This is a genomic window from Xanthobacter flavus, from assembly GCF_017875275.1.
GTDB lineage: Bacteria > Pseudomonadota > Alphaproteobacteria > Rhizobiales > Xanthobacteraceae > Xanthobacter > Xanthobacter flavus_A.
Window position 1 is genome coordinate 3066748 of sequence record NZ_JAGGML010000001.1, and the last position, 25915, is coordinate 3092662.

25 protein-coding genes are annotated in these 25915 nt (G+C 66.7%); 13 read left to right on the forward strand and 12 right to left on the reverse strand.

The window, feature by feature from the left end; genetic code table 11:
- Positions 1-11: 11 nt before the first annotated feature.
- On the reverse strand, positions 12-659 hold the full coding sequence (locus J2126_RS14645; protein WP_209487652.1) for a TetR/AcrR family transcriptional regulator: 648 nt from the start codon (positions 657-659) through the stop codon (positions 12-14).
- Between the two features lie 90 nt (positions 660-749).
- On the opposite strand from J2126_RS14645, the gene J2126_RS14650 reads away from it, so the two are divergent.
- From J2126_RS14650 to J2126_RS14660, 3 genes are all read left to right on the forward strand, one after another.
- Positions 750-1736, forward strand: coding sequence for an aldo/keto reductase (locus tag J2126_RS14650; protein WP_209487653.1), 987 nt, complete (start codon positions 750-752; stop codon positions 1734-1736).
- Positions 1737-1912: 176 nt separating this feature from the next.
- A complete protein-coding gene (locus tag J2126_RS14655; protein WP_209487654.1) occupies positions 1913-2935 on the forward strand; it encodes a sulfate ABC transporter substrate-binding protein in 1023 nt (340 codons plus the stop codon).
- Between the two features lie 205 nt (positions 2936-3140).
- Complete coding sequence (locus tag J2126_RS14660) at positions 3141-3494, forward strand: (2Fe-2S) ferredoxin domain-containing protein (protein ID WP_209487655.1); 354 nt, start codon at positions 3141-3143, stop codon at positions 3492-3494.
- Between the two features lie 226 nt (positions 3495-3720).
- Here the strand turns inward: J2126_RS14660 and J2126_RS14665 are convergent, their stop codons facing one another.
- From J2126_RS14665 to J2126_RS14675, 3 genes are read right to left on the reverse strand one after another with little or no spacing between them, the layout of a single operon-like run.
- Positions 3721-4842, reverse strand: coding sequence for a histidine kinase dimerization/phosphoacceptor domain -containing protein (locus J2126_RS14665; protein WP_209487656.1), 1122 nt, complete (start codon positions 4840-4842; stop codon positions 3721-3723).
- Positions 4842-5279, reverse strand: coding sequence for a response regulator (locus J2126_RS14670; RefSeq protein ID WP_209487657.1), 438 nt, complete (start codon positions 5277-5279; stop codon positions 4842-4844). The genes J2126_RS14665 and J2126_RS14670 overlap by 1 nt, the downstream gene beginning before the upstream one ends.
- Entirely contained in the window at positions 5272-6789 is a 1518-nt protein-coding gene (locus tag J2126_RS14675; RefSeq protein ID WP_209487658.1) for a sensor histidine kinase, read from the reverse strand. The genes J2126_RS14670 and J2126_RS14675 overlap by 8 nt, the downstream gene beginning before the upstream one ends.
- A gap of 287 nt (positions 6790-7076) precedes the next feature.
- On the opposite strand from J2126_RS14675, the gene J2126_RS14680 reads away from it, so the two are divergent.
- Both J2126_RS14680 and J2126_RS14685 read left to right on the forward strand, forming a co-directional pair.
- On the forward strand, positions 7077-8480 hold the full coding sequence (locus J2126_RS14680; protein ID WP_209487659.1) for a glutamine synthetase family protein: 1404 nt from the start codon (positions 7077-7079) through the stop codon (positions 8478-8480).
- A gap of 107 nt (positions 8481-8587) precedes the next feature.
- Positions 8588-9694 carry a polyamine ABC transporter substrate-binding protein gene (locus J2126_RS14685; protein WP_209487660.1) on the forward strand — a complete coding sequence of 369 codons (1107 nt, stop codon included), beginning with the start codon at positions 8588-8590 and terminating at the stop codon, positions 9692-9694.
- Positions 9695-10423: 729 nt separating this feature from the next.
- On the opposite strand, the gene J2126_RS14690 is transcribed toward J2126_RS14685, so the two are convergent.
- The 4 genes from J2126_RS14690 to J2126_RS14705 form a co-directional block, all read right to left on the reverse strand.
- Positions 10424-11578, reverse strand: a complete 1155-nt coding sequence (locus tag J2126_RS14690; protein WP_209487661.1) for a DegT/DnrJ/EryC1/StrS family aminotransferase — start codon at positions 11576-11578, stop codon at positions 10424-10426.
- Between the two features lie 98 nt (positions 11579-11676).
- The gene (locus J2126_RS14695; RefSeq protein ID WP_209487662.1) at positions 11677-12684 is read right to left on the reverse strand and encodes a Gfo/Idh/MocA family protein; all 1008 of its coding nucleotides are present in this window, start codon (positions 12682-12684) and stop codon (positions 11677-11679) included.
- A 277-nt stretch (positions 12685-12961) separates the two neighbouring features.
- Entirely contained in the window at positions 12962-13657 is a 696-nt protein-coding gene (locus J2126_RS14700) for an outer membrane protein (protein WP_209487663.1), read from the reverse strand.
- Between the two features lie 247 nt (positions 13658-13904).
- The gene (locus tag J2126_RS14705) at positions 13905-14510 is read right to left on the reverse strand and encodes an outer membrane protein (protein WP_209487664.1); all 606 of its coding nucleotides are present in this window, start codon (positions 14508-14510) and stop codon (positions 13905-13907) included.
- A gap of 277 nt (positions 14511-14787) precedes the next feature.
- On the opposite strand from J2126_RS14705, the gene uvrC reads away from it, so the two are divergent.
- From uvrC to J2126_RS14725, 4 genes are all read left to right on the forward strand, one after another.
- The gene (uvrC, locus tag J2126_RS14710; protein WP_209487665.1) at positions 14788-17073 is read left to right on the forward strand and encodes an excinuclease ABC subunit UvrC; all 2286 of its coding nucleotides are present in this window, start codon (positions 14788-14790) and stop codon (positions 17071-17073) included.
- Positions 17074-17173: 100 nt separating this feature from the next.
- Complete coding sequence (pgsA, locus tag J2126_RS14715) at positions 17174-17815, forward strand: CDP-diacylglycerol--glycerol-3-phosphate 3-phosphatidyltransferase (RefSeq protein WP_209490193.1); 642 nt, start codon at positions 17174-17176, stop codon at positions 17813-17815.
- Positions 17812-18063: a molybdopterin converting factor subunit 1 gene (gene moaD / locus J2126_RS14720; RefSeq protein ID WP_209487666.1), complete on the forward strand. Its 252-nt coding sequence runs from the start codon at positions 17812-17814 to the stop codon at positions 18061-18063. The genes pgsA and moaD overlap by 4 nt, the downstream gene beginning before the upstream one ends.
- A gap of 5 nt (positions 18064-18068) precedes the next feature.
- Positions 18069-18539: a molybdenum cofactor biosynthesis protein MoaE gene (locus J2126_RS14725; protein ID WP_209487667.1), complete on the forward strand. Its 471-nt coding sequence runs from the start codon at positions 18069-18071 to the stop codon at positions 18537-18539.
- 3 nt (positions 18540-18542) lie between these two features.
- On the opposite strand, the gene J2126_RS14730 is transcribed toward J2126_RS14725, so the two are convergent.
- The gene (locus J2126_RS14730) at positions 18543-19388 is read right to left on the reverse strand and encodes an N-acetylmuramoyl-L-alanine amidase (protein ID WP_209487668.1); all 846 of its coding nucleotides are present in this window, start codon (positions 19386-19388) and stop codon (positions 18543-18545) included.
- Between the two features lie 255 nt (positions 19389-19643).
- On the opposite strand from J2126_RS14730, the gene J2126_RS14735 reads away from it, so the two are divergent.
- The 3 genes from J2126_RS14735 (at position 19644) to J2126_RS14745 (ending at position 21857) form a co-directional block, all read left to right on the forward strand.
- Complete coding sequence (locus J2126_RS14735) at positions 19644-20411, forward strand: glucose 1-dehydrogenase (RefSeq protein ID WP_209487669.1); 768 nt, start codon at positions 19644-19646, stop codon at positions 20409-20411.
- 88 nt (positions 20412-20499) lie between these two features.
- A complete protein-coding gene (locus tag J2126_RS14740) occupies positions 20500-21213 on the forward strand; it encodes a CoA transferase subunit A (protein WP_209487670.1) in 714 nt (237 codons plus the stop codon).
- On the forward strand, positions 21213-21857 hold the full coding sequence (locus tag J2126_RS14745) for a CoA transferase subunit B (RefSeq protein WP_209487671.1): 645 nt from the start codon (positions 21213-21215) through the stop codon (positions 21855-21857). The genes J2126_RS14740 and J2126_RS14745 overlap by 1 nt, the downstream gene beginning before the upstream one ends.
- Before the next feature lie 64 nt (positions 21858-21921).
- On the opposite strand, the gene J2126_RS14750 is transcribed toward J2126_RS14745, so the two are convergent.
- Both J2126_RS14750 and J2126_RS14755 read right to left on the reverse strand, forming a co-directional pair.
- Positions 21922-22773: a ChbG/HpnK family deacetylase gene (locus J2126_RS14750; RefSeq protein WP_209487672.1), complete on the reverse strand. Its 852-nt coding sequence runs from the start codon at positions 22771-22773 to the stop codon at positions 21922-21924.
- Positions 22770-23804 (reverse strand): glycosyltransferase family 2 protein, encoded by a 1035-nt coding sequence (locus J2126_RS14755; RefSeq protein ID WP_209487673.1) that lies wholly within the window; start codon positions 23802-23804, stop codon positions 22770-22772. Before J2126_RS14755 ends, J2126_RS14750 begins: the two co-directional genes overlap by 4 nt.
- A gap of 342 nt (positions 23805-24146) precedes the next feature.
- Between J2126_RS14755 and J2126_RS14760 the strand changes: the two genes are divergently transcribed.
- Positions 24147-24977, forward strand: coding sequence for a universal stress protein (locus J2126_RS14760; protein WP_209487674.1), 831 nt, complete (start codon positions 24147-24149; stop codon positions 24975-24977).
- 82 nt (positions 24978-25059) lie between these two features.
- On the opposite strand, the gene J2126_RS14765 is transcribed toward J2126_RS14760, so the two are convergent.
- A complete protein-coding gene (locus J2126_RS14765) occupies positions 25060-25764 on the reverse strand; it encodes a DUF1013 domain-containing protein (protein ID WP_209487675.1) in 705 nt (234 codons plus the stop codon).
- Between the last annotated feature and the right edge of the window lie 151 nt (positions 25765-25915).

Below are 25915 nucleotides of genomic sequence, written 5' to 3' on the forward strand. Positions count from 1 at the left end.
ATGCCCTGCCTTCACCGGTCCTTCAGCACCCCGTCGATGGCCCGCTCCACGGCGGCGGAGGCATCGAAGGCCACCGGCACGCCAAGCACCCGCGGCCAGAACAGCGGCTCCTTGATGGCGCCAAGGAATTGCGCCGCCGCGAGCTGCGGGTCCGGCGTGGCGAGGCGGCCCTCGGCGGCGAGCGCGGCGAAATAGGCCCCGAGCCCCTTCAGCGCCGGCTCCTTCCCAACGGCGAAATAGGCCTGGGACAATTCCGGAAAGCGGGGAGCCTCGGCAATGACCAGCCGCAGCAATGGCACGACGTCCGGCCGTTCCCAATGCTCGGTCAGGCGCCCGACATAGGCGCGCAGAACGGCGCGGGGGTCGCCGCCTGTGTCGCCGGGCAGGATGGGCGCGCGGGTGAAATGGGACCAGGCGTCGTCGATCACCGCCGCGAACAGGTCCGCCTTGCCCGGAAAGTGCTGGTAGAGCGTGCGCTTGGAGACGGGCGCCGCCGCCGCCACGGCATCCATGGAGGTGCCCTCGTAGCCCCGCTCCAGAAACAAACGGCGCGCGGCTCCGCGGATGCGCGGCACGGTGGTGCGGCGGTCGCGTGGGGGGCGGCCGTCGGCCGGAGCGGTTCCGGCGGCGCGGGGCGGGGAGGGGATGTCACTTGACATAAGTACACTATACGGTGTAGTTTACATTCATGGCCAGCGCGGATCCGCTTGGCTGTGCATCCCTACACTCCCCTTCATATGAGGTCCCCCATGGACCAACGCTCCCTCGGTCGTTCGGGCCTGTCCGTGTCCGCCATCGGTCTCGGCTGCATGGGCATGTCCGAATTCTATGGTCCGAGCGACGACGAACAGTCGCTCGCGACCCTAGCAGCCGCTCTCGACCTCGGCATAAATTTCTTCGACACCGCCGACATGTACGGCGTCGGCCACAACGAGCGCCTGCTCGGCCGCTTCCTGAAGGGGCGGCGTGACAGCGTCGTCCTCGCCACCAAGTTCGGAAATGTGCGCGGCCCCAACGGCGAGCGCCTCGGTGTTTCCGGCACGCCGGACTATGTGCGCTCCGCCTGCGATGCCAGCCTCGAACGGCTCGGCATCGACACCATCGACCTTTATTACCAGCACCGCGTCGACCCCAACACGCCCATCGAGGAGACGGTGGGCGCCATGAAGGGGCTGGTGGAGGCGGGCAAGGTGCGCTTCCTCGGCCTGTCCGAATGCTCGGTGGCGACGCTCCGCAAGGCCCATGCGGTGCATCCCATCACCGCCGTGCAGATCGAATATTCCCTGTGGAGCCGTGAGCCGGAAGAGGAGATGCTGGCGGCCTGCCGGGAGCTGGGCGTCGCCTTCGTCGCCTATTCCCCGCTCGGCCGCTCCTTCCTCACCGGCGCGGTGAGCAGCCCTGACGCGCTGGCGGACGATGACTTCCGGCGGAGCAACCCCCGCTTCAGCGGCGAGGCGCTCAAGACGAACCTCGCGCTGGTGGAAGCGCTCAAGGACTTCGCGGCGGGCAAGGGCGTGACCAGCGCCCAGATCGCCCTCGCCTGGATCCTTGGCAAGGACGACAACATCGTCCCCATTCCGGGCACCCGGCGGCAGAAGTATCTGGAGGAGAATGTGGCGGCGACCCGCATCCGCCTCTCGCCGGACGAGATCGCCGCACTGGACGCGCTGTTCGCGCCGGATGCGATCGCGGGAACGCGCTATCCGGCGGCGGCCATGGCGATGCTGAACCTCTGATCGCCGGTCGATCCTGCGGCCCGCGGCGCTGTCGCGGGCCGCGCTCTTCCCGAACGTCACTTTCTCAGGCGTATCGCCTTTGCGGAGGTTCACAGTCCCGATTTCACATGTTAGACACGGTGCATGTGAAAATCATATTTCACCATATGTGAAATGTAAATTCGGGAGCCAGTTCCATGATCACCCGCCGCGCCCTCCTCGCCACCGCGCTCGCCGGCGCGGCCGTGGCTCCGTTCGGCGCCGCGCCGTCCCTGGCCCAGCAGGGGCCGAACACGCTCCTGAACGTCTCCTACGACATCTCCCGCGAGCTGTTCACGGCCATCAACGCGGAGTTCATCCCCTTCTGGAAGTCGAAGACCGGCCAGGAGCTGACGGTGAACCAGAGCCACGCCGGCTCGTCCCGTCAGGCCCGCGCGGTCATCGAGGGGCTGGAGGCGGATGTGGTCACCTTCAACCAGGTGATCGACGTGGATACCCTGGCCAGGGCCGGCTATGTGGCGAAGGACTGGGCGAAGAAGTTCCCCAATTCCGCCTCGCCTTATTATTCCTTCCCGGCCTTCCTCGTGCGCGCGGGCAACCCGAAGAACATCAAGGACTGGTCAGATCTCGTCCGCGATGATGTGAAGGTCATCTTCCCGAACCCCAAGACCTCGGGCAACGCGCGCTACACCTACCTCGCGGCCTATGCGTTCGCGCTGGAGCAGAACAAGGGTGACGCCGCCAAGGCCGACGCCTTCGTGAAGAAGCTGCTCTCCAACGTGCCCGTGTTCGATACCGGCGGCCGCGCCGCCACCACCACCTTCGTCGAGCGTGACACCGGCGACGTGCTCGTGACCTTCGAGGCCGAGACGCGCACCATCGAGGGGCTCTATCCCGACAGGAAGCTGCTCACCGTCGTGCCGCCCGTAAGCCTTTTGGCCGAGTTCCCGGTGGCGGTCGTGGACAAGGTGGTCGACAAGCGCGGCTCTCGCGCCTCGGCCACGGCCTATCTCGAGTTCCTGTATTCCCCCGCCGGGCAGACGCTTGCAGCGAAAGCCTTCCACCGCGTGGTGGACCCGAAGGTGGTCGCCGAGTTCAAGGACCAGTTCCCGCCCATCCGCCTCGTGAAGGTCGAGGACGTGTTCGGCGGCTGGGAGAAGGTGCAGGCCACACACTTCGCCTCCGGCGGCAAGCTCGACAGCCTGTTCGCGGGCAAATGATCCCTCCGGAGGCGTAAGAGGGGCGCGAGCCATCCGGGCGCGTGTCGCATTCCCGCCAGCACAGCGATAAGCGCCGGCGCCCTTCGGGGGCGCCAGCGCTTTTGTGTGTCCTAAGCTGTTGGCTCAAAGAGATTTTCCAAAGCTTGGAATAGGTCGGCATGCATTTTGAATGGCTCGAAGGAACGCCACCGAGCCGCGAGCCGTCATGTCCGAAGCCGCCGAAGCCGAAGTCCTCGACATTCCGCAGGTCTACACCCATCACGTCTTCTGCTGCTTCACCCAGCGGCCGCCCATGCACCCGCGCGGTTCCTGCGGCGCCAACGGCGCGCAGCCTTTGTGGGAGCGTCTCGGCAAGAAGCTGGAGGCCTCCGGCCGCCGCGATATCGCGATGACCTCCTCCGGCTGCCTGAGCTTCTGCCAGGCGGGGCCGATCATGGTCGTCTATCCGCAGGGCATCTGGTACACGCCGAAGACCCCCGAGGACATCGACGAGATCGTGTCCTCGCATCTGCTCGGCGGCAAGCCGGTGGAGCGCCTGATCATCGTTCCGCGCATCTGATCCGAGCCCGAGCGGCGATTCCTTCGGTCTGTCATCGCCCGCCACGTGCGGGCGATCCACGGTCGGGCTGGGACAATTCTCCGGCGATCCGGGCAGGCGCAGAAGTGGATCCCCCGGACGAGCCGGGGGATGACGGCGCCTTAACGCGGGAGGCAGAGTCAACACCAAACCCCGCGGCGCTTGAAGGCCGCGCGATCAGGTGGAAGGTGGTGTCAGGACCAGCGCCTCACGCCTTGCCGGGATCGGCGAGGCGGAAGGTGAGGCGCACGCAGGTGCCGCGCTCGCGCGGGTCGAAGATCGGCTCGCAGCCGAGCTTCATCGACATGGCCCTGACGATGCGGTTGCCGAGGCCGGTCGAGTTCGCAGGCTTTTCCGAAGAGATGCCGGCGCCGTCATCCTCCACGGTGAAGTCGAGCCTGTCGCCCACCCGCCGCAGCTTCACCCGCACCGGCCCTTCGCCATCGGGATAGGCGTATTTCATGGCGTTGATGACGAGTTCGGTGGCGATGATGCCCAGCGCAACGCCGCGATCGGGGTCGATGTGGATGGGATCGGCATCATAGGCGAGGGTGATGCCGCCGTGCTCGCGGTGCGCAGACACCTGCAAGTCGTCCAGCAGCGAGCCGATATATTGGTCGAGCGCAACGGTGGCGATCTGGTCGGAGGTGTAGAGGCGGCGATGAACCTGCGCCACCGCGGACACCCGGTTGCGGGCCGAGTTCAGCGCTTCCTTGACCCGCGGCTCATCAGTGGCGCCGGCCTGCACGTTGAGCAGCGACACGATGATCTGCAGCGAATTGCCCACGCGATGGTTCATCTCGCGCAGCAGCAGCGCCCGCTCGGCGGCCAGCGCCTCGAACCGGTCCCGGGCGGCGCGGATCTCGGCTTCCGCCGCCTCGTGGGCGCGGCGCATGCGCACCTGCTCCACCGCCAGCACGAAGGCGGCGCGCAGCAATTCGATGAAGTCGGCCTGGACCTCCTTCACCACATAATCGGCCGCACCCGCCTTGAGGGCGGCCACCGCGAGGCGGCCATCCTGCGCGCCGGTGACGTAGACCACCGGCGGGGCGTTTTCGAGCGCCCGGATGGCGCGCAGCGTGACCATGCCGTCCTGTCCCGGCATGTAGTGGTCGAGCGCCACCACGTCGAACCGCTCGGTGCCGAGGCGGGCCAGCCCGTCCTCGCCGGAGAAGGCGGGGACCACCTCGAAGCCGAGGCGGCCAAGCTGGCGCTGCACCAGCCGCCCGAGGGCGGGGTCGTCGTCCACATAGAGCACGCGCAGCGGCGGGGGCGGGGCGGATGCCGCGTCCGGTTGGGATGCCAGGGGGTCGGACACGGCGCAGTCCATCAGTCGGTCTCCGGCACCTGGATGACGGAAAAGAACAGGCCCAGCTGCCGGATCGCGTTGGCGAAATTCTCGTAATTGACCGGCTTGGTCACATACACGTTGGCGCCGAGATCATAGCAGCGCTGGATCTCCACTTTGTCGTCGGTGGTGGTGAGCACCACCACGGGCGAGCGCTTGAGATGCTCGTTCTGCTTGATACGGGCGAGGATATCGACGCCGGTCATGTCGGGCAGGTTGAGATCGAGCAGCACGAGAAGCGCGCGCCCGCTGCTTTCCCGGCCGCTGCCGTCGGCGCCGAACAGGAAATTGACGGCGCTGGTGCCGTCCCTGAAGGCCATGATCTCGTTGCTCACGCCCGCGCGCCGGATGTTCTTCTCGATGAGTCGGGCGTGACCCTCGTCGTCCTCGATCATGATGATGGTGACGTGTTCAACCATGGTCTTTCATTCCGGTCTCCGTGGGCAGGCGGCGCGGTACCGTCACCTTGAAGGTGGAGCCTTCACCCAGCTTGGAATCGAGAGAGATGAGTCCGCCCATGCGGCGCACCAGCGCACGCACATGGGCAAGGCCGATGCCTTCGCCGGGGCGGTCCTGCCGGCCCGAGCGGCGGAACAGCTCGAACACCCGGCCGCGATCCTTGGGATCGATGCCCCGGCCGTTGTCCGCGATCACGAAGGTCACGAAGCCGGGGGTGTCCACGGCGCTCACGTCCACGCGCAGCGGCACGTCGTCCCGGCGGTATTTGAAGGCGTTATCGAGGAGGTTGGTGAAGATCTGCTCCAGCGCCAGCCGGTCGGATTGGATCACCGGCAGGCGCTTGATGGCGATCTCTCCGCCCGCCTCGTGAAGCTGGTGGGTCATGCTGTCACGCAGGTTGGCGAAAAGCTGGCCCATGTCCACGTCCACGGGCATGAACTCCTTCCGGCCTTCGCGCGACAAGGCGAGAATGGCGTGAATGAGCCGGTCCATGCGGTTGATGGACGTCTTGATGAAGCCGAGCGCCTCCTCGAAATCGGCGGCGAGCTGCGCATCGCTCTCCGGTGCGTCCCCCGCCTGGGCTCTCAATTGTGCGAGACGATCGAACAGGTCGCCGCGCATGGCCTCGATCTCGCTGGTGAAACCCATGATGTTGACCAGGGGCGAGCGCAGATCATGACTGACGATGTAAGCGAAGCTCTGGATTTCGTCGTTGGCTTCCTTGAGATCGGCGGTGCGCTCGGCGACGCGCTTCTCGAGGTCCTGGTTGGCGGCCTCGAGTTCACCATGAGCCGCCTGCAGCGCGTTGATCTGACGGCGATTGAGTGTCAGCGCAAGCGCGCCGAGGGCCAGCACCACGGCGAGGCCCGAGAGGCTGACCGCGGTGAGCCAGACCGTGCTGTCGCGGGAGGCGCCGGTGCGCTCCTCCAGCAGCTTGTTCTCCACCTGCTTCATCTCGACGAGAAGCGTGCCGAGGCGCGTCATGGCGCCCTCGGTGCGGTCGGCGCGAAGGTCCGCGAAGGCGCCGTCCAGGTCGCCCGCCGTCCGCAGCGCCATGGATCGCTCATAGGAGGCGAGGCGTTCGGCGATCAGGTCGCGGGCTTCCGCCACCCGCTGCTGCTGTTCCGGATTGTCGGCGGTGAGGGCGGCGATCTGCTCAAGAGTGGGTCCGGTCTGCGCCTTGGACTGCTCAAAGAAGCGGGCGAACCCCTCGCGACCGGTGATGAGAAAGCCGCGCTCCGAACTTTCGCTGCGACGGATGAGAACCTGCAATTGGGATACGGCATTCATCACCTGAAGCGTGTGCGCGACGCTCTCCGCATCCGACCGCGCGCGGTGGATGAGGGTTATCGAAGACGCGCTGATGGCGACGAGGATCGCAAAGCCGAGCAGAAGGAGAAGCGTCGGGCCGGGCGTGGCGAACTGATGCCGCCAGGCGCGTGGCGCGGGCTGTGTGAGCGTTGCCGTCATGACAGGGAAAGATCCGGCTTGGGACACGGGCACGCGCGCAAAGACGTCAGCCGGCCGCACGTGGCCGCGCGGGCAGGTTTTGTCCCGCTCGCGGAGGCCGCCTCGCCGAGGGGGCGAACCGCCCATTTTCCCATTTCGTCCCGCCTCTCCGGCCGCGCGGTAAATTGAAACCTCTTTTGGGTCAATGCGCGCCAACTCCAGGGGTGATAAGTGCGGACTCGCTTGAAGGTTCCACGCCTTCGCGCTTGGATGCGGCTTGAACGTCGCTTTTTTGAAGACGGAGTATCATGCCGGTCACAATCCCCGGCCGTCGACCCGAGGAGGCCTCTGCCGCAGCAGAGTCTGCCGACGAGGTTGCGGCCTATCTGTCCACCTACGGCGAGCCGGAGGTGGTGGAAGTTCTTTTGCCCGATACATCAGCGGTGCTGCGCGGCAAATGGATCCCCGGGCGGTCCATCACCAAGATCTGGAAGGACGGGGTCGCCATTCCCCTCTCCATCTTCGGCCTCGATATCTGGGGCTGCGAGGTGGAGGCGACCGAGATCCACCTGGAGACCGGCGACAAGGACGGCCTGTGCTGGCCGGTGGCGGGCACGCTCAAGCCGGTGCCCTGGGCGCCGCGGCCCACCGCGCAGGTGCTCATCACCATGCACGAGCCGGACGGCTCGGCCAAAGGCGCGCCGTGGAAGCTCGATCCGCGCCAGCAGCTTGCCGGCATCGTGGACCGTTTTACCGCCCGTGGCCTCGCCCCCTGCGTCGCCTTCGAGCTGGAATTCTACCTGCTGAAGCCGTCCGACGTGCCGGGCGCGCCGCCGGAGCCGGTGTTTCCCGTCACCGGGCAGGCGCGGCAGAACATGTATTCCATGTCCGACCTCGACGCCTTCGCCCCGGTGCTGCACGACATGCGGGCCGCCTGCGAGCAGCAGGGGCTGCCGGCGGACACGGTGATTTCCGAGGCCGCGCCCGGCCAGTTCGAGGTCAATCTCTACCACCGCGTGGATGCCCTTGCGGCAGCGGACGACGCCATATTGCTGCGCCGGCTCATCGACGGCGTGGCCCGCCGCCACGGCCTGCGCGCCAGCTTCATGGCCAAGCCCCTCGTGGATTTCGCCGGCAACGGCATGCATGTCCACGTCAGCCTGATGGAAACGGGCGGCGGCAACCTCTTCGCGCGGCCGGACGGGGTGGGCGACCGGGCGCTGCGGCACGCCGCCGGCGGGCTTCTTGCGACCATGGCGGACTCCACCCTTCTGTTCGTGCCGAGCTACAACGGCTACCGCCGCCTCGTGCCGGGCTCCTACGCGCCGGTGTCCATCAGCTGGGGCTATGACAACCGCTCCGTGGCCGTGCGCGTGCCCAACGGGCCGCCCGCCGCCCGCCGGCTGGAGCATCGCATCGCCGGAGCGGAGGCCCATCCCCATCTCGTGCTCGCCGGCATCCTCGCGGGCATGCTGGAGGGGCTGGAGCGGGAGATCGAGCCGCCGGCGCCGCTCTCGGGCAATGCCTACGAGCATGAGGCAGAGCGGCTCTCGCCCTCCATGGAGGAGGCGGTGCGGCGCTTTTTTGCCTCCGACTTCATCGCCCGCGCCTTCGGCGAGGACTATCGCCGCATCTACGGCGTGATGAAGCGGGAGGAATTGGCCGCCTTCACCCGGCAGATCCTGCCCCTCGAATACGACACTTACCTGTGAGCACCGCGGCGCACCCGTTTCCTGTTGAGCGGTGTGCCGCGACGCAATAGCCTTCCACCACCGGGGACGGCAGGATAAGCCCGCCCCGCGCAAGAGGAGAACGGCGGATGCTTCGCCAAACGCTAGCTGCAGTCGTCGTGGCCACGCTCGGCCTTACCGGCGTGGCGACGGCTCAGGACAAGGTCCTGAACGTCTTCAACTGGTCGGACTATATCGATCCGACCGTGCTGGAAGATTTCACCAAGGAAACCGGCATCAAGGTCCGCTACGACGTCTTCGACAGCAACGAGGTGCTGGAGACGAAGCTGCTCGCGGGCAAGACCGGCTACGACGTGGTGGTGCCGTCGGGCTCCTTCCTGCAGCGGCAGATCAAGGCGGGCGTGTTCATCCCCCTCGACAAGGCCAAGCTCCCCAACCTGCAATATGCCTGGCCCGAGGTGTCGCAGCGCCTCGCCGTGTACGACCCCGGCAACGCCCATGCGGTCAACTACATGTGGGGCACCACCGGCATCGGCTACAACGTGGACAAGGTGAAGGAGCGCCTTGGCGACATCCCGCTCAACACCTGGGACATCATTTTCAAGCCGGAAATCCTCTCCAAGCTGAAGGATTGCGGCGTCTACGTGCTGGACGGTCCGGAAGAGGTCATCCCCACCGCGATGAAGTATCTGGGGCTTGATCCCAATTCCAAGAATCCGGACGACATCGCCAAGGCCGGCGAGCTGCTGATGACCATCCGGCCCTTCATCAAGAAGTTCGACAGCTCGGGCTACATCAACGCCCTCGCCCGTGGCGACATCTGTATCGCCCTCGGCTGGTCGGGCGACGTCTACCAGGCCAAGGCGCGCGCCCAGGAAGCGGCCAAGAAGACGAAGAAGAAGCCGGTGAACGTGGACTACGTGCTGCCCAAGGAAGGCGCGCTCATGTGGTTCGACAATTTCGCCATCCCGAAGGATGCCAAGAACATCGATAACGCCCTCGCTTTCATCAATTACATGATGAAGCCCGAAGTGGCGGCCAAGAACACCAACTTCATCTCCTACGCGAACGGCAACCTCGCCTCGCAGAAGTTCATCGACAAGGAGATCATGGACAACCCGTCCATCTATCCGACGAAGGAGGTCTTCGACCGCCTCTTCATCGTCACCACCAACGAGCCGCCGGTGCAGCGGGTCATCACCAAGACCTGGAACACCTTCAAGCGCGGGAAGTAGGACCCGTAAGTTGTATCCGGTGAGGATCGCTGCCTGCGCTGGTTGCTGAGAGAAGCATTCTCCAGCGTCACCATAGCAGGGGTAGCAACGAGCTTGGCGCGGCGGGCCGGACGGCCCGCCGTTCTTATTGCGGACTTCTTCTTTAACCGCTAGGCGGCTGTGCGATGGAGCGCGAGATTCGGTTCAGGTTCGCTGGCCACCTGCTGCCCGGCGAGCGCATCCTCTGGGCTGCTCGGCCAGGTGAGCGATTTAATTTCAGCGGCCGGGATGTATATGATATTTTAGCTTATTCATTTTCTGCAGTTATTTTATTTTATTTTGTGGGCTTAGACCCCAGAGATCGGCCGATGTTAATTTTCATCTATATCGTTCGGACTGTGGGTCTCTTTGTTCGGGGGGAGATTGTTATATGAAGCTTGGCTCACAGGGAGAACATTTTATGCGGTAACAGATCGCCGCATTCTATTCTTGTGTATAGGTGTTGGTGACCGGCCACGCCTCACTGCGATTGATCGATCTCAGATCACTTCTGTCGACCAATCGGGCTCGGATCCGCGGGGCACTATCTGTTTCAGCGCTGGCGCGCAGAGAAAGAAGACTATCGTCGACAAAATTTTGAACGTGGCTCCAAATGAGAGGCTCCAATTCCTCAAGATTTCGGAGCCGAACCACGTGTTCCGGCTTCTCCAAGGGCCGGCAGTTGGCTCTCCGCCGCCGCCCTGAGCCCTCTCAGCCCTTGAGCCCCCGCTTCACCGCGTCGACGATGCGGTCCTGCGTCGCCTCGTCCAGATAGGCGTGCATGGGCAGGGAGATGACCTCTTCCGCCAGCGCCTCGCACACCGGCAGGATGGCGCCGGCGGAGGGATAGTGGCGATAGGCCGGCTGCAGGTGCATGGGCAGACGGTAGTAGACGGCGGTGGGCACGCCCTCGGCCTTCAGCTTCTCGGCGAGGCCGTCGCGCACGCCGGGGGCGAGCTTGATGGTGTACTGCGCCCACACCGACGTCGCCCGCGGATCGACCACCGGAACGCCGGCCACATCCTTGAGCAGTTCATTGTAGCGCCGCGCCACCTTCTCGCGGGCGGCGATCTCCTCCTCGAAGATGGCGAGCTTTTCGAGCAGGACGGCGGCCTGGACCGTATCGAGGCGGGCGGTCATGCCGATGCGCACGTTCTGGTACTTGTCCACGCCCTGGCCGTGCTCGCGCAGGCTCTTGAGGATGGTCACCAGATCCGGGTCATCGGTGAGGATGGCGCCGCCGTCCCCGTAAGCCCCGAGCGGCTTGGCGGGGAAGAAGGAGGTGGCGGTGGCGTCGCCGATGGAGCCGGTGCGCCGGTTGTTCCAGGTGCCGCCGAAGCCCTGCGCGGTGTCGCACAGAACCTTGAGGCCATACGTCTCGGCGATCGGCAGGATCGCGTCATAGTCCGCCGGCTGGCCGAACAGGTCCACCGGGATCACCACGCGCGGCTCCAGCCCCTGCTCGATGGCGACCTGGATGGCCTGCTCCAGGCTCTCCGGGTCCATGTTGAAGGTGTCTTCCTTCACGTCCACGAACACCGGCGTGGCGCCCACCCACGGCACCACCTCGGCAGTGGCGCAGAAGGTGAAGGCCGGGCAGAACACGGCGTCACCCGCCTTCACACCCCAGGCCATGAGCAGCAGGGCCAGCGCATCCGTCCCGCTGGAGCAGGAGACAGCGTATTTCGCGCCAGCGAAGGCGGCGAGCTTCTGCTCGAACTCGGTGACTTCCGGGCCGTTGATGAAGCGGCAGGAGGCGAGCACCGCCTGCACCGCGTCGTCCACGCGGCGGCCAATGCGGGCGCGCTGGGCGGCGAGGTCGATGAAGGCGATGGGGGCGCTGGCGCCCGACGCGGGAGAGGTCATCTCTGGTCCGTTTCAGAAGGCCCGGTCGCCGGGCGTTTCGCAGGCGCGCGCCCGCCCGCCGGCCTGGGGCCGGCGCGGCCGCACGTTCAAGGGCAGGCTCAGCCCACCGCGCGTCGCTTGGTGGCGGAGCCCCGCGCTGAGGCGGCGGCACCGGGCAGGCACGACATGGCGATCTCGAGGCTCGCCACGCCCTCCTCGCCTGTCACTTCCGGCGGCCGGCCGGTGCGCACGGCGGAAAGGAAGTTCTCAAGCTCGGCGCGCAGTGGCTCGGCATAGGCCACCGGCAGGTGCCGGGTGGAGTAGGAGCCGTCGGGGCGATAGTCGAAATGCTCGGTCACCTGGCGGGTGAGCAGGTCGCCGATCACGTATTTCTTGGAGGTGGCGACGTGCACCGTGCGCGCCTTGAAGGGCGTCAGCCAGTTGGTGTTGATGTGCGCCAGCGCGCCGGTGGCGGTGCGGAACTGGAGCAGGGCGATGTCCTCGCGCTCGGCAATGGCGGCGCGGGTCTGCGGCTGCACTTCCAGGATGTCCGAGCCGGTGAACCAGCGAATCAGGTCGATGTCGTGCACCGCGAGGTCGATCACCACGCCCACATTGGACATGCGGGGCGGGAACGGGCCGACGCGGGTGATGGCGATGGACAGAAGGTTCTCGTCCCGGATGGCATCCTTGATGGCACGCACGGCCGGGTTGAACCGCTCCACATGACCGATCATGAGGGTGACGCCCTTGTCGCGGGCGGCGGCCACGATCTCGCGGCCTTCCTCGGTGGTGGAGGCGACAGGCTTTTCCACCAGCACCGAGCAGCCGGCGGCGATCACGTCGAGGGCGATGGGATGATGCAGGTGGGTGGGGGCCGCCACCACAACCGCGTCGAGGCCGAGGGCGAGGAGGTCGCGATGGTCGCCCACCGCCTGGCAGCCGAGAAAATTGGCGACCCGCTGGGCCTGAGCCTGGTCGGGATCCGCCACGGCAACCAGTTCCGCGCCGGGAAGCTCGGCCAGAACGCGGGCGTGATTCGATCCCATGATGCCGATGCCGGTGACGCCGATGCGTACCGGACGGTTCGAGGCGCGCTCCTGAGCGGGCGCTGCCGGATGAGCCATTTCAGCCCTCTTCTGCCGTTCAACCATTGCGCGCTCTAGCACGATCGTAGTTAAGAAGGCGAGGAGGCGGGTCAAATCCGGCCTCCGGCACCGTTCAAGAATTGCATCCCCGTGTTACCGGTCCGCCCCGGCAAGGGCGGAGCGCCGCCTCTTGCGACGGGCGCTCTGCCGCATCGGAAGCCGAAGCCGCAACGCAGGGGCGCTTCAAGGCGTCACCCCCAAACAAAAAGGCCCCCGGGCGATGCCGGGGGCCAGTTTGCAAGGGGGGTGCTTCGGATCAGAACTTGTAGTTCACACCGACGCGGGCGGTCTGGATGTTGCTGCCGACGGACAGCTGATCGCCGTTGGAGTAGTTGGTCTTGCTGTTGTCGAAGCCGAGGTACAGGTACTCGGCCTTGACCGTCCAGTTGTTGGTGATGGCGTACTCGAGGCCAGCACCGGCGGTCCAGCCCCACTTCAGGTTGCTGTCGGAGAAGCCGAAGGGGTCGGTGTACTTGGTGTTGGCATAGGCCACGCCGCCGGTGATGTACGGGAGGAAGCGGTCCATCGCATAGCCGAGGCGGGCGCGGATGGTGCCGAAGTAGTCGACCTTCTGGTCGATCACGCCACCGCCGAGCGGGCCGCCGAGGAGCACGCCGCTGGTGTTGATGTCGGCCCAGTTGAAGTCCGTCTCGACGCCGAGCACGACGTTGTTAACGAACTGGTAGTTGTAGCCCATCTGCAGACCGCCGGTGAAACCGTTGGAGGTGCCGGGGTTGTAGCTGTAGGTGGGGGAGGCGAAGGGGGTGTAGTCGTAGGTGTTGTCAGCCCAGCCCCAGCCGACGTTGCCGCCGATATAGAAGCCGGTCCAGGAGAAGACCTGCACGGGGATCGGGGCGGCCTTCACCGGATAGCGGGTGGCCAGGTCGGCCGCGGAGGCGGTGCCGGCGAGGAGAACCAGGGCGGTGGCGCCCAGAAGTGCACGCTTCAACATGAGTATCTACCTTTGTGGTTTCGCCGGCCCCCTCCCGGAGGAGGTCGCCGTCGGGTGGTTCTTTCTTACAGCCCCCGCTGGGTGCCGTCTGTAGCGTTCGGGCCACACCGGGAAAATCAAACCGGGCAGAGATGTGGCCTTTTCCTAACTTTTCTTAATCTCCGCGACACAATGGCGCGTAAACGCGGCAGATTTGGGATGGTTCCCATGTTTTGCCGCATTTCTTTTCCTTACGTTACGTTCCCTGCTAGAAACGATAATTCACACCAGCCCGAAGAATATTGGCGTCAAAGCCAGTAGTAACGGGACCGACTGCAGTGGGAAACGTAGCGCTGCCCAAGTCTACATAAAGATATTCGAGCTTCGCGGACCAATTCCGGTCAAATCCTACCTCCGCTCCGAGGCCTAAAGTCCATCCGGTCTGGGTGGAGGAGGAGGTCAGGCTGAAGAAATCCGCGCTGCCCTGGCCATAGGCGAAGCCACCGGTGCCGTAGACCAGCACGCGGTCGAACGAATAGCCGAGGCGGGCCCGGACAGTGCCGAGATTGTTCAGGCTGTAGGCGCCGGCCGACATGCCGGCGAAGTCGAAATCGGTCTCGACGCCCAGCACGAAGGGGCTGCCGAACTGGAAATTGTAGCCGGCCTGAAAGCCGCCCAGGAAGCCGCCGGGGCTGCTGAAGGAGGAAGAGCCCCAGCCGTAGCCGGCATTGGCGCCAAGATAGAAGCCGGTCCACGTGAAGGCGGCGACGGGCTGCGCATAGGGCGCCGGATAGCCGAGGTCGGCCGCCCCGGCTGGTGAGGCGAGAGCGAGGCCCGCCACTGCAGCGGCGGAAGCAAGCAGACGGATACGCATGATCATCCCTCCGAGGGTCCGGCCGGTCGCGCCCGGCGTTTCGCGCACCCTCGCAGGGGAAACTTGCCCCTTTCTCTGCGGTTGCTCTCCTTCGCGCACATGGTTGATGCCGGGGTAACCATCTATGACATTGCGCTGAATGTGGATTTTTGGCCTTGTGCGGAGCTGTCGCGCGTCCCGGCCCGCGTTCGAATTTTCCTATGGTTGACGGCGAATGAAGAGAGGCGGCGAGGCCGTGCCGTTCCCTCCGGGCGCCCGGCGCATTACATACCCTTCCATGATCCGCCGCCGACCCTCCGACCCGCCCGAGATTGCCCTTGCCCGTCCCGATGGCGATGCGCCAGGCGAAGCCTTGCCGCCCGGAGCAGGGGAGGGGACGTCCGAAGAGACGGAAGAGGCCGTCCTTCTTGAGATCGACGCGGCGGAAGAGGCCGTCCCCGGCGAGGAGAGCCTTGCCACGGGGCGCGCCGCCATCGTCCGCGCGGTGAAGCACGCGCCCGGCGGCCCGGGCGTCTACCGCATGATCGCGGCGGACGGCACCGTGCTCTATGTGGGCAAGGCCAAGAGCATCAGGAAGCGCGTGCTCAGCTACACGCGCCCGGTGGGCCACACCAACCGCATCGCCCGCATGATCGCCGCGACGGCGCAAATGGAGTTCGTCTCCACCCGCACCGAACCCGAGGCGCTGCTGCTGGAGGCCAACCTCATCAAGCAGTTGAAGCCGCGCTTCAACGTGCTGCTGCGGGACGACAAATCCTTCCCCTACATCCTCATCACGGCCGATCACGTCTCGCCGCAGATCGCCAAGCATCGCGGCGCGCGCAACCGGCCCGGCGACTATTACGGGCCGTTCGCCAGCGTCTGGGCGGTGGACCGCACCATCAACGCGCTGGAACGCGCCTTCCTGCTGCGCTCCTGCTCCGACAGCTATTACGAGAACCGCACGCGCCCCTGCCTTCTCTTCCAGATCAAGCGGTGCTCCGGTCCCTGCACCGGCGAGGTGAGCCACCAGGACTATGCCGAGCTGGTGCGCGAGGCCCGCGCCTTCCTCTCCGGCCGCTCCCGCGCCATCAAGGAAGAGCTGGCGAAGGAGATGGAGCAGGCCGCCGAGGAACTGGAGTTCGAGCGCGCGGCCCGGTTGCGCGACCGTCTCGCCGCGCTCTCGGCCGTGCAGGGCTCGCAGGGCATCAATCCGCGCGGGGTGGAGGAGGCCGACGTGTTCGCCTGCCACCAGCAGGGCGGCGCCACCTGCGTGGAGGTGTTCTTTTTCCGCACCGGCCAGAACTGGGGCAACCGCGCCTATTATCCCCGCGCCGACCGCTCCCTGAGCGAGGCCGAGGTGCTGGGCGCCTTCCTCGCCCAATTCTACGAGGACAAGCCGTGTCCGCGCCTTCTCCTGCTGTCGCACAAGGTGGAGGAGCAGGAGCTTCTGGCCGAGGCCTTGTCCGAGAAGGCCGGCTACCGGGTCGAGATCGCCGTCCCCCAGCGCGGGGAAAAGCGCGATCTGGTGGACCATGCGATGCAGAATGCCCGCGAGGCGCTGGCCCGCACGCTGGCGGAGAGCGCCACGCAGGCGAAGCTGCTGGAGGGCGTCGCCGCCACCTTCGGCCTCAAGGCGCCGCCGCAGCGCATCGAGGTCTACGACAATTCCCACATCATGGGCACCAATGCGGTGGGCGGCATGATCGTGGCCGGGCCGGAAGGGTTCCGGAAGGCGCAATACCGCAAGTTCAACATCAAGTCGGCCGATCTCGTGCCGGGCGACGATTTCGGCATGATGCGCGAGGTGCTGACCCGCCGCTTCGCCCGCCTGCTGAAGGAGGCGCCGCGGGAGGGTATGGCTGCGGCCACCGAAGCCGCATCCCCCTCACCCCCGCCCTCTCCCGCGAGGGGAGAGGGCGTTCCGGGTGTGACGGGCGGGAACACCGAAGACCATACGGCAACGATTGAGGCCACCGCAGTGGTCGAAGAGCCGCTCGAGCCCCCTCTCCCCTTGCGGGAGAGGGTCGGGGTGAGGGGTGAAGACCCAGCCGTTGCCGAGGTGCCCGTCGAGCCTGAGGGCGAAGACGAGCCCGACGCCCTGCCCGACGCCACCGGCGCCTCGCCCTGGCCGGACCTCGTGCTGATCGACGGCGGCCTGGGCCAGCTCAATGCGGCGCGGAAGGTTCTGGAGGAACTGGGCATCACCGACGTGCCATTGGTGGGCATCGCCAAGGGGCTCGACCGCGAGGCGGGGCGCGAGCAGTTCTTCCTGCCCGGGCGCACGCCGTTCCGCATGGAGCCGCGCGATCCGGTGCTTTATTATATCCAGCGGCTGCGCGACGAGGCCCACCGCTTCGCCATCGGCTCCCACCGGGCGCGGCGCAAGAAGGACATCACGGAAGCCGGGCTTCAGGCCATTCCGGGGGTGGGTCCGACCCGCAAGCGCGCGCTGCTGCGCCACTTCGGCACACTCAAGGCCATCGAGCGCGCCTCGCTCGCCGATCTGGAACAGGTGGCGGGCATCAATGCCGGTACGGCCAAGGCGGTGTACGATTATTTCCACGAGCGACCTTCATCATGAAATCCCATCGAGGCTTTCGCCGGCCGCCCGCCCGGCCTAAATAGGGACGATGGCCGGCGCGATGCGCTCCATCGCCGTCGTGCTTTCTCAAGTGGTGCTCATGTCCGACGCAGCGACACGATCCGATGCCCCGCCCGCGACCCAGCGGCGTTCACGCGGGCATGCCCTGTCGCTGCCGAACATCCTCACCTATTCGCGCTGCGTGGCGGTGCCGCTGGTGGCCGCCAGCTTGTTCTGGTCGGATATCCTCGCCGGCGGGGTGTGGCTGCGCTGGGTCGCGTTGTTCATCTATGTGGCGGCAGCCATCACCGATTTCTTCGACGGCTATCTGGCGCGCGCCTGGTCGCAGCAATCCGCCATCGGGCGGATGCTCGATCCCATCGCCGACAAGCTGCTCGTCTCCACCTGCCTGTTGATGCTGGCGTCCGACGGCACCATCCGGGGCTGGTCGCTCTGGGCGGCCATCGTGATCCTGTGCCGGGAGATCCTGGTCTCCGGCCTGCGTGAGTTCCTGGCCGAGCTTCGGGTGTCCGTCCCGGTCTCGCGCCTCGCCAAGTGGAAGACGACGCTCCAGCTCGTCGCGGTGGGCGTCCTCATCACCGGCACGGCGGGCGAGGCGGTGCTGCCAGGGGTGACGCTGGTGGGTCTGACACTCCTGTGGATCTCGGCCGTGCTCACGCTCTACACCGGCTACGATTATTTCCGCGCCGGCGCCCGCCATCTGGTGGAGGACGAGCGGTGAAGGTGCTCTACTTCGCCTGGCTGCGCGAACGCGTGGGGCTTGCCGAGGAAGACGTTGCGCCTCCGGCCGAGGTTGCCACCGTTTCCGACCTCGCCCGATGGCTAGCGGGGCGGGACGAGGCCCATGCCCACGCCTTCGACAATCCCGCCATCGTGCGCGCCGCCATCGACCGCCGCCATGTGAAGCCCGACGCCGCCATCGCCGGCGCGCGGGAGGTGGCCTTCTTCCCGCCCATGACCGGGGGCTGAGGCCCATGTTCGCCGTCCGCATCCAGCGTGAGCCCTTCGACGCCGTTGCGGAAAGCGCCGCGCTGGCGGCCGGCCGGACGGATGTTGGCGCCATCGTCACCTTCACCGGCCTCTGCCGCGCCGATACCGGCCCGGACGGGACGGGCCTCGCCGCCCTGACGCTGGAGCATTATCCCGGCATGGCGGAGGAAGAGATCGAGCGCCACCTGGAAGAGGCGCGCCGCCGTTGGCCGCTCACCGGGGCCATCGTCGTGCATCGCCACGGGCGGCTGGAGCCGGGCGATCCCATCGTGTTCGTCGCCACCGCCTCGTCCCACCGCGCCGCCGCCTTCGCCGCGGCCGAATTCCTGATGGACTGGCTGAAGACCAGCGCCCCCTTCTGGAAGAAGGAGGAGCCGGCCGACGCCGCCCGCCCCGCCGGCTGGGTCGAGGCCAAGGCCAGCGACGACGCGGCCGCGGACCGCTGGCGGGGGTAGGGGTCACATGAGGAAGGCGCCGTGGACCCAGCCGGTCTTCTGCGCGATGCCGGCTTCGTCGAGCACATTCACCATCACCCAATTGCCGCTTCGCTCCACGGGCTCCACGACGGTGCCGTCGGCGAGCAACTCCAGCACACCGGAGCCGACGCCAGGTCCGTTGCGCAGATTGAGGCCGGAAGGCGAGCGCACGGTCAGGGTGTTCGGCCCATCCACGGCACGGTCGCCCAGCAGCTGATTGCGGAAGCGCGCCATGTCGAACGCCGGGCCGGGATCCCATTTGCGACCCCGGGCGATGTCGTCGTGACCGAGGATGGTGTCGACCCTGTAGGTCTTCACCAACTCCCGCGCGATGCCCATGGCGGTGGCGATCTGCGCCTGCGGATAGGGCTCCCAGCCGATTGGCGCGTCCGTGGGCAGGTAGGGGTTCCCATTCTTGTGCGGGGCGATGAACGGCTCGGGGATGGGCACGCCCGTATAGGACGACCAGCCCGCCCCGCTGCGCTTGAGATAGCCCCAGTTGGCGAGCTCGATCCCGAACGACTTGTTGTTGAAGGACGTGAGCCCGCCCCAGGAGGATTCCCCGGCGTGATTGGCGGCCGTGTCGAAATCCACGCACTGGATGACTGTGCCGTCGCGATCAACCACGACGTGCGCCGAGACCTTTTTCGGGCCGTCGCGAAACCACTCGGCGCTGGATTTCGCCGAAGCCCCGTAGGTGAAGTGCATGATGAGGATCGACGGCTGGCGTGCGAAGGCGCCGCCGGTGTTCTGCGCGGGCGACATGATCCGCGTGACGAGCCGGCCGTTCTCGATCAGCCGGTGACGTTGGTCGATGGTGAAAGCCATGGGTGCCCCCTGTTGCGTCCCAACGGCTATGCAATCATTAAGTGTAGATAATGGTAAGATCAATCTTAAGCATATGTCGCGTTCGTGATCCGGCAGCCACACCGTCCGGCCTTGAGCGCTTCCGCTCCGGCCCCCTTCCGCCCCGGCCCCCTTGCGCCGCGGCATCGGCCGCGTCTATGAAAACGGACGCTCGCTTTTCAAGAACCGGCAAACGGTCCCCGCGCAGGTGAGAGAAACGTTACCGGGAATAACTTCATGGATTTCCGCGTCTCGCTGGACGGGCGCTCCGCGTTGGTGACGGGAGCGTCCGGCGGTCTTGGTGCGTATTTCGCCGGTCGGCTGGCGGCCTCGGGCGCGAAGGTCGCGCTCGCCGCGCGCCGTGCCGAGGCCTGCGCCGCCCTCGCCGACGAAATCAACGCCGCCGGCGGCACGGCGATCGCCGTCGCCCTGGACGTGACCGACCCCGCCTCGGCGCCCGCCGCCGTCGCCGCCACGGTCAAGGCTTTCGGAGGCCTCGACATCCTCGTGAACAATGCCGGCGTCACCGGCACCACGCCGCTCATGGACGAGACGGCCGAGGATTTCGGCCGCATCATCGACACCAACCTCAAGGGCTCCTTCCTCGTCGCCCAGGCGGCGGCGCGGGCCATGGCCGAGGCGAAGAGCGGCGGCTCCATCATCAATGTCGCCTCCATCCTCGGTCTGCGTGTCGCCGGGCAGGTGGCGGCCTATGCGGCATCCAAGGCGGCGCTGGTGCAGCTCACCAAGTCCATGGCGCTGGATTGGGCGCGCCATTCCATCCGCGCCAATGCCTTGTGCCCGGGCTATGTGGAGACCGACCTCAACCGCGACTTCTTCGCCACCGAGGCGGGGCAGGCGCTGGTGCGGCGCATCCCCACCCGGCGGCTCGGCGCTCTGGCTGATCTGGAGGGCCCGCTCCTGTTCCTCAGTTCCGATGCCTCTGCCTACGTGACGGGCACGACGCTGGTGGTCGATGGCGGCCACCTCGTCTCCTCGCTTTGATTGCGCTGCGGACCCGCTTCCGCTTCGCCTCATGTCCCAATAAGTTCATCTCGATGCCAGCGCCCCAGGGAGCGCCCAGGAGGAAGTGATGCGACACAAGGTGTATCCGGACGCAAAGAGTGCCCTGGAGGGCATCGTTTCGGACGGCATGACGGTCATGGCGGGCGGCTTCGGCCTGTGCGGCATCGCCGAGAACCTGATCGCGGCGATCCGCGACCTCGGCCCCAAGCACCTCACCGTGGTGTCCAACAATTGCGGCGTGGACGATTTCGGCCTCGGCATCCTGCTCGCCAACGGCCAGATCAAGAAGATGATCTCGTCCTACGTGGGTGAGAACAAGCTGTTCGAGAAGCTTTATCTCGGCGGCGAGCTGGAGCTGGAATTCAATCCGCAGGGCACGCTGGCCGAGCGCATCCGCGCCGGCGGCGCCGGCATCGCCGGCTTCTACACCAAGACCGGCTACGGCACGATCATCGCCGAGGGCAAGCCGACCCGCGAGTTCAACGGCCAGCATTACGTGCTGGAGACCGGCCTCGTCGCCGACCTCTCCATCATCAAGGCGTGGAAGGCCGACAAGGAAGGCAACCTGATCTATCGGAAGACCGCGCGGAACTTCAATCCGATGATGGCCACCGCCGGCAAGATCACCGTCGTCGAGGTGGAGGAACTGGTGGAGATCGGCGAGCTCGATCCCGAGAACATCCACACCCCCGGCATCTATGTGGACCGCATCGTGGTCGAGGTCGGCGCCGAGAAGCGCATCGAGAAGGTGACCACCCGCAAGCGCGAAGAGGTGAAGTGATGGCCTGGACCCGTGAGCAGATGGCGGCCCGCGCCGCCCAGCAGATCCGCGACGGCTTCTACGTGAACCTCGGCATCGGCATCCCCACCCTCGTCGCCAACGCGCTGCCGCCCGGCATGACCGTGAGCTTCCAGAGCGAGAACGGCATGCTCGGCATCGGCCCCTTCCCCTATGAGGGCGAGGAGGACCCCGATCTCATCAATGCCGGCAAGCAGACCGTGACCGAGGTGCCGGACACCTCTTATTTCTCCTCGTCCGATTCGTTCGCCATGATCCGCGGCGGACACATGGACCTCTCCATCCTCGGCTCCATGCAGGTGTCCGAGCAGGGCGACATCGCCAATTGGATGGTGCCCGGCAAGATGGTGAAGGGCATGGGCGGCGCCATGGACCTCGTGGCCGGCGCCAAGGAAGTCATCGTGCTCATGGAGCATGTGGAGAAGTCCGGCGCGCCCAAGCTGGTCACGCGCTGCACGCTGCCCCTCACCGGGACGCATGTGACCGACTTCGTGATTACCGACCTCGCCGTGTTCGAGTTCACCAAGCGTGGCGGCACGCTGGTGCTGAAGGAACTGGCGCCGGGCGTCACCCTCGACGAGATCAAGGCCAAGACCGAGGCGAAGTTCGAGGTCGGGCTCGCCTGATCGCGCGCCACGAGAACGGTTCGGAAAGGCGCCCTCGGGGGCGCCTTTTTCGTTTGGGGGAGCTTCAGGCGGCGGCTTTTCCAGCGTTGCCGAGAGCCGGCAGAGCGAGGCTCACGTCGGCGGCATCGAGGATGGCGCGCCACTGCGGCCCGCGCAGCACGCCGTATTCCACCTCCCGCTGGTGGGTGAGAGGATCGCGGGCGACGAGCGGGTCGTCCACCCGGCCGGGATGGACCATCACCAGCCCGCCGTCCGGGACGCCGGCGAGGAAATGGCCGAGCAGCGTCGCGAAATCATGGTCGCCGGAGAAATCGTAGGCGCCGCCGAAGCCCCGGTTGGTGGCGAGCCCCGCGCGGGCCGCATCGCGGGCGAAGCCGGCGGAGAAGGCGCCAATCAGCCGGCCCTTGATGTCGAGGCCGTTGAGCGCGCCGCGCGCGGGCGTCACGTCCCGCAGGAAGGCGTGGGGGGCGTGGCGGGCGGTGGCGGCAATCACCGCCGTCCGGATCACCGGCAGCACATGGACGTGCTGGTGGCCGTCCACATGGTCCGGCGGGCGGCCAAAGGCGTCGTGGAAGGCGGCGAACTGCGCCTCCACCTCGGCCGCGACCGCCTTGGCATCGAGCCGGCGCGAGAGTGCCGAGAGCAGCAGCTTTGGCAGGGAGGCGAAGGTGCCGGATGGCTCGGCCATGCCGGCGGTCAACGGCGCGAAGGCCCCGGTGAGGGTGACATGCAGGCCGATGCTGGCGCCCGTGTCCGCCGCCGCATCGTCGAGCGCCCGCGCGGCGGGGGCGAGGCCGTCGAACACGGTCATCACCGAGGTGGCGTTGATCCGACGGTCGGCGATCAACGCCGCGATGGCCTCGGAGACTCCGGGGGAAATGGCGTAGTCGTCGGCACAGAGGATGACGCGCTTCATGGCTCCCCCCGCGAGGCAAGCACCGCCGGATGGGAAATCACCTGCGCCTGTCCATGCCCGGGCAGCTCCAGCCCCGCCTCGGGCGCGCGGTTGAAGACGTGGTCGGCCACATAATAGACCGGCCGCGCCTTGATCTCGGACAGGATGCGGGCGATGTACTCGCCCATCAGCCCCATCACCAGCAATTGCGTGCCGCCGATCACCATCAGGCCCACGACGATGGACGGATAGCCGGGCAAGGGAATGCCCCACACCAGGCGCTCCACCACGATCCAGCCGCCGTAAAACAGGGCGAGGCCCGCCAGCGCCGCGCCGAACAGGGCGGCGAGCCGGAGGGGGGCAGGGGAGAAGGAGGTCAAAGCCTCCATGGACAGGCCGAGCAGCCGCAGGAAATTGAACGAGGTCGAGCCATGCGCCCGGGCGGCCGGGCGATAGGGCACGGCCACCTGCCGGAAGCCGATCCAGCTGGTCAGTCCCTTGAAGAAGCGGTTGCGCTCGGGCATCCGCCGCAAGGCCGCCGCGGCACGCGGAGACAGGATGCGGAAATCGGCCGCGTCTTCGGGAATGGGCGTGGCGGCGCCGAAATTCAGCAGCCTGTAGAAGATGCGCACGAAGGTGCGCCGGCTCGCGGCCTCGTCGGAGCGGTCCGCCTTCACCGCATAGGCTACGTCCCAGCCCTCATCCCGCCACAGGCCGATGAAGGTCGGGATCATCTCCGGCGGATGCTGGCCGTCGCCGTCCATGAACATCACCGCGTCGCCCCGGGCATGGTCGTGACCGGCCATGAGGGCGGCTTCCTTGCCATAGTTGCGGCTCAGCGCCACCACCTGCACGTCCACCCGTTCATGCGGGAGGGACGCGGCGATCGCGGCGGAGCCGTCGCGGCTGCCGTCGTCCACATAGACGATCTCGATCCGCATCCCGCGCCGCTCGGCCTCTGCCGCTGCGATCGACGTGACGCGATCGTGGAACTCCGGCAGGCCGGCCGCCTCATTGTAGAGCGGTATTACGATGCTCAAATCTGGTGTCATGATACTGCCATCGATCCCGCGCCGGGGATTGAAACCGCATGTAGCCGGGCCTGCGCGAATTTGCGCAAAAATTTTTCGGATGGGCGGGAACCGCAGGTCGAAGCCGGCGTTTCCTCATCAGCGCGATCATCCCCCCAAGTGATCGTGCCATTGGCGCGGCCGCTTTCCCCCAAAGCGGCCGCGTCGTCATTTCTGGGGTGCATGGGCCTGATCCGGTCATTTCCTGCCGCGCTCACGCGGCCCCGAAGACCGGAGCCGATTGCGCCACATCAAGACCTGAGACTTTGGGCGAGTTTAGGGTAAGGTCGCGTCGTTCAAACGGCCGAACGGGGGCCTTCCCATATGATTCGCGACATTCTGGTCAATCTCGCCCAAGGGGTCGAGACGGACGTCGCCTGCGACTACGCGGCGAGCCTTGCCGCCAGCTTCGGTGCGCACCTCACCGGCCTGTCGGTGGCCTATGAGATCGACGTGCCGCCCTTTTACATGGGCGCTCTGCCGACAGACTTCATCGATGCCCAGGTGCTGGAGAACCAGGCCGCCGCCGAAAAGGCGGCTGCGCGCTTCTCCGCCGCCGCCGCGGCCGCGGGCCTGTCGCACGAGGTGCGCAGCCTGTCCGCCTCGCTTGGGGTCGCCGCCAACAGCTTCGCGGAACTGGCGCGGCTTTATGACCTCACGGTCGTTGCCCAGCCCGATCCCGACCGGCCCGGCCCGGAAGAGGTGATCTCCGAGACGGTGCTGATGGAGTCCGGCCGCGCCGTGCTCGTCGTGCCCTACGTGCAGACCAAGCCCTTCACCGCCGAGCGGGCGGTGGTGGCCTGGGACGGCAGCCGCCCGGCCGCGCGCGCCCTTGCCGAGGCCCTGCCCCTGCTGCACCGCACCAAGGTGGTGGAGATTTTCCGTGTGGTCACCCATCCCGACGACGAGGACGTCGCCGGTGCGGACGTGGCCCGCCATCTGTCGCGCCATGGCCTGACCGCCACCGTGCGGAAGTTGCCCGTTGGCTCGGGTGAATCCGTGGCCTCGGCCATTCTGAACGAGGTCTCCGACCAGGGCGCCGACCTCGTCGTGATGGGCGGCTACAACCATTCCCGCCTGCGCGAGATGATCATCGGCGGCGTCACGCGGGAAATCCTCAACACCATGACGGTCCCGGTGCTGATGGCCCACTGAGGCCGCTCAGACCGGACTGAAACAAAAATGCCCCGGCCTTGGCCGGGGCATTTTCGTATGCACAGAGGTGTTCGGGCGAGGATCAGTCCTCGTCGTCCTCGGCCTCGTTCTTCTTGGAGCCGCCGAGCTTGGCGAACACGGTCTCGAGGTCGAGGCTCTCGCGCCCCTTGCGCGGCTCTTCCTCATGCTCGTCATGGCCGGTGGTCACATCGGCGGGCAGCAGGGTGGCGCCGCGATCCTCATGGCCGGCGGTGGCCGGACGGTCCTTGGCGGCGCGCTGGACTTCCAGGTCGAGGTCGATCTGGCTGCACAGGCCGAGCGTCACCGGGTCCATGGGGGAGAGCTGGGGCGAATTCCAGTGGGTCCGGTCACGGATGGACTGGATGGTCGCCTTGGTCGTGCCGACCAGGCGGATGATCTGCGCGTCCTTCAGCTCGGCATGGTTGCGCAGCAGCCAGAGGATGGCGTTGGGCCGGTCGTGGCGACGCGACACCGGGGTATAGCGCGGGCCGCGACGCTTCTTCTGCTCGGGCAGGCGCACCTTGGGGTCGAGCAGGCGGAGCCGCCGGTTGTGGTCCTTCTCCGCGAGGGTGATCTCGTCGCGGGAGAGCTGGCCGGTGGAGATGGGATCGAGCCCCTTGATCCCCTGCGCCACCTCGCCGTCGGCGATGCCCTTCACCTCAAGCGGGTGGAGCTTGCAGAAGTCGCCGATCTGCTCGAAGGAGAGCGCCGTATTGTCCACGAGCCAGACGGCGGTGGCCTTGGGCATCAAAGGTACGTTCGACATGACGGCCTCTTCGGCTTGTTGGTCTATCGGGCCCGTCGGACTGGGACGCGCCGGTCATGGAAAGAATGGGCCGGGCATATGCGTCTTCGCCTGGCCACCCCGGCTTCGGGGCGGACCGCGGAATGCATCGCATGTGTCCGGGATAGCGCCA